Source organism: Anaerolineales bacterium, from assembly GCA_022866145.1.
GTDB lineage: Bacteria > Chloroflexota > Anaerolineae > Anaerolineales > E44-bin32 > PFL42.
In genome coordinates, this window is record JALHUE010000398.1 from 1 (window position 1) to 3,108 (window position 3,108).

A 3,108-nucleotide genomic window follows, 5' to 3' on the forward strand; every position below is an offset into this window, starting at 1 on the left:
ATATGACCTCATCCTCCACGCCCGATGAATCAACCCGCCGCCTCCGGCCGTCCGCATCCCAGATCTGGCACACCCAGGAAGGATCGGCTGTGCTGCAGGCGCTGCACACCTCGCCGCAGAATGGCTTGACAGAGCAAGAGGCCCAGGCGCGCCTGCTGGCCCACGGGCTGAACGAGCTGGCGGAAACTCCCCGACCCGGCCTTCTGCACAACCTAATCTCCCAGTTCAACTCTTTCTTGGTGATCGTGCTCCTCATCGCGGCGGCGATCTCGGCCGTGCTCGGCGAATGGACCGAGGCGGTGGTGATTCTGGCCATCGTGATCCTGAACGCCGTGTTGGGCGTGATCCAGGAGCATCGGGCCGAGCAGGCGCTGGCGGCTCTGCGCCGGCTCTCGGCGCCCGAGGCGCATGTGATCCGCAGTGGACACCGCCAGAGCGTGCCCGCTCGGGAGTTGGTGCCCGGGGACATCGTCCTGCTCGAAGCCGGCAACTACATCCCGGCTGACCTGCGGCTGATCGAGAGCGTCAACCTGCGCATCGAAGAAGCGGCGCTGACCGGGGAGTCGGTCGCCGTCGAGAAGGACGCCACCGTCGTGCTGCGGCAGGACATCAATCTGGGCGACCGGCGCAACACCGCTTTCATGGGCACGCTCATCAGCTACGGCCGGGGGCGCGGGGTGGTGGTCAGCACGGGCATGCTGACTCAGATCGGCCTGATTGCCACCATGCTGCAGTCGGTGCAGCAGGAGGACACACCGCTGCAGCGCAGGCTGAACCAGCTCGGGCGAGTGCTGGGCTGGGCGGCGTTGGCGGTCTGCGGCGTGGTATTTCTGGTGGGCTGGCTGCGCGGCAACCCGCCGTTGGAGATGTTCATTGTGGCCGTCAGCCTGGCGGTGGCGGCGGTCCCCGAAGGCCTGCCGGCGGTGGTCACCGTGACTCTGGCGCTGGGTATGCGCGAGATGATCACCCGCCACGTGCTGATCCGGCGCCTGTCGTCGGTCGAGACCCTTGGCTCGACCACGGTAATCTGTTCCGACAAGACCGGGACGCTGACACAGAACCAAATGACCGTCACCCGCGCCTGGGTCGACGGCGCGCTGGTGGAAGTCGGTGCGGCCGGCCCGGACGGCCGGGCGGCGCTGCGCCAGGATGGCCAGGCGCTGGACCTCGCCCGGCTGCCGGGGCTGGCCACGGCGCTGTGGGTGGCGCTGCTGGCCAACGACGCCGTGCTCGAACCCGGGGAGGGCGACTCTTCGACGCCGCGGCTGGTAGGTGACCCCACGGAAGCCGCGCTGCTACTGGCCGCCGTGCGCGCCGGCGCCGATCCGACGGCGATGGGCCTGGCGTATCCCCGCATCCAGGAAGTCCCCTTCGACTCGGGGCGCAAGCGCATGACGACCATCCATGCGGTGCGTGACCCGCGTCCGGATGATCTCGGCCCGTTCCACGATGCCTCACGGCGCGAGCACAGCCTGATCGCCCTCAAAGGCGCCCCGGACATCGTGCTCGGCCTGTGCACGTTGCGCCAGACCGCCGACGACCAGGTGGCGCCGCTCAGTGAGGCCGAGCGCCAGCGGGTGTTCGAGGCCATCAACGCCATGACGCGGGATGCGCTGCGTGTGCTGGCGGTGGCCTACCGGGTGCAGCCGGAGCCGGTTGCCGAGGTGCTCCCCGAGGCGATCGAGCGTGAGTTGGTCTTCGTCGGTCTGTTTGGCATGATCGATCCGCCACGGCCGGAAGTCCCTGCCGCTATCCGTCTGGCGCAGCGCGCCGGGCTGCGCTCGGTGATGATCACCGGCGACTACCCAGAGACGGCGCGCGCCATCGCCGAGCAGATCGGGCTGATCCGCCCTGGGCAGGGTGTGGTCACGGGAGGCGACCTGGATGAAATGGATGACGCTGCCCTGGCGGCGGCCGTCATGCACAACGATGTCTACGCCCGGGTCTCTCCCGAACACAAGACGCGCATCGTCGAGGGGCTGAAGGCCAACGCACAGGTCGTCGCCATGACGGGCGACGGGGTGAACGACGCGCCGGCGCTCAAACGGGCGGATATCGGCGTCGGAATGGGAATTACCGGGACCGATGTCGTCAAGGAAACCGCTGACATGGTGTTGACTGACGACAACTTCGCTAGCATCGTCGCCGCCGTCGAACAGGGCCGGGTGATCTACTCGAACATCCGCAAGTTCGTCTACTACCTGTTGTCGTGCAACGTCGCCGAACTGGTGACCATCTTCGTGGCCATTCTGGCCGGTCTGCCCTCGCCGCTGACGGCCATCCAGCTGCTGTGGCTGAACCTGATCACCGACGGCGCGCCAGCGCTCGCCCTCGGGCTGGAGAAGGGCGATCCGGACATCATGCTCCAGCCGCCGCGGCCGGCGAGCGAACCGATCATCAATCGGCCGATGTGGGGCGGCATCGCCGTGCAGACCGTTGCCATCAGCACCATCACGCTAGCGGCTTTCGTCGTTGGCCTGGGGATGCAGGGCGGGGTTGCCCTGGCCAGCACGATGGCTTTCGCCACGCTGTCGGCCTCGGAGCTGCTACGGGCCTTCACCTCGCGCTCCGAGCGCTACTCACTGTTCAAGATCGGTGTGTTCAGCAACAAGACGATGGTGGCGGCGGTCGGCATCTCGCTGGTGCTGCTGCTGGCGGTCATCTACCTGCCCATGCTGCAGTCGGCCTTCAACACGGTTCCGCTGGCGTGGGAGTCGTGGCGTGTCATGCTGCCGCTGATGCTGATCCCGTCGGTTGTGGCCGAGACGATGAAGTGGGTGCTGCGCCGGCGCGGCGCAGCGACCGGTGCGAGTGTAGCGAGCCCCGCAGGCTAACCCTCCGGCACGGCTGTCGACGGCAAGGCAGATGTTGCGAAGCAGCCGGGACGCGGCCGAGGCGCTCGGTGCAGGTCAGTCCTGCGGCGGGACGTCGGCCTGTGGATCGGCCTCGACCAGGCTGCGATACAGCTCCGGCCGGCGATCGGCCATCAGATCCAGCTCGTACTCGCCGGGGATGAACAGCCGCTCCTTGTGATCGGCGCGGGTCAGGTCGATATCGGCCACCAGCAGCGCCTCGGCCGCCCCGTCGGCCTCCTGCAAGACCTCGCCA

2 protein-coding genes are annotated in these 3,108 nt (G+C 67.9%); one reads left to right on the forward strand and one right to left on the reverse strand.

The window, feature by feature from the left end:
• The first annotated feature begins 2 nt into the window (after positions 1 to 2).
• On the forward strand, positions 3 to 2,834 hold the full coding sequence (locus MUO23_12030; protein MCJ7513686.1) for a cation-translocating P-type ATPase: 2,832 nt from the start codon (positions 3 to 5) through the stop codon (positions 2,832 to 2,834).
• A 75-nt stretch (positions 2,835 to 2,909) separates the two neighbouring features.
• Here MUO23_12030 and MUO23_12035 read toward each other — a convergent pair.
• Positions 2,910 to 3,108 (reverse strand): hypothetical protein (locus tag MUO23_12035; protein MCJ7513687.1); only part of this gene is annotated, 199 nt, incomplete at its 5' end.

Excerpts from the sequence above, each read along its gene's own strand:
- MUO23_12030 (MCJ7513686.1), top strand. The coding sequence starts at position 3 with ATGACCTCATCCTCCACGCCCGATGAATCAACCCGCCGCCTCCGGCCG.